This is a genomic window from Acidovorax sp. KNOB132, from assembly GCF_057541515.1.
In genome coordinates, this window is the sequence record NZ_BAAJYT010000637.1 from 1 (window position 1) to 644 (window position 644).

General features: G+C 74.2%; 1 protein-coding gene. It reads left to right on the top strand.

The window, feature by feature from the left end; all coding sequences use genetic code 11:
- Window positions 1-284 precede the first annotated feature (284 nt).
- Window positions 285-644 (top strand): hypothetical protein (locus tag AC27IO_RS25145; RefSeq protein WP_498741335.1); only part of this gene is annotated, 360 nt, incomplete at its 3' end.

A 644-nucleotide genomic window follows, 5' to 3' on the forward strand; every position in this document is an offset into this window, starting at 1 on the left:
CTGCGCACCAGCCGCTGGCCAGCCGCTACGCGTACGACGCCTGGGTCGGCGCAGTGCGCAGTGGACCCAGTCCGCCGCCCTGCGGGTGACCGGCGCGTGGGCCCCTGGCCGCATCGCCGGCCAAAGCGCCGCCTGGGGCCCAGCGCCTGCAGCGCCCCGCCGCCACCGACAGCCTGCTCAAGCAGTGGGAGTACGACAGCGCGGGCGAACTGGCGCGGGCGCGGCACAGCCGCCATGGCGAGACCGAATACCGCTACGACCCGGTCGGCCGGCTGCTCTCGGCGGTGCACGCCGGCCTGCCGTCCGCCCTGGCGCCTTCTGGCCAGGGCGCGGCGGGCGAAGGCGCCGCCGCCGCGCTGAACGAAGTCTTCCACTACGACCCGGCGGGCAACCGCGTCGCCGACCGGGCCCAGGCGATGGACGGCGCTGGCCGGGGCTGGGTGCGCAACAACCGGGTGAAGGTGCTGCAGGACAAGCGCTTCGACTACGACGGCTTCGGCCGGCTGGTGAGAAAGCGCATCGGCGCGCACACCGAGCAGCACTTTCGCTACGACGCGCAGCACCGCATGACGCAGGCGGCCGTGGTGCGAGCGGGCCCAAACGGCGAGCCGGTGAGCCAGGTCTTTCGCTACCGCTACGACGCG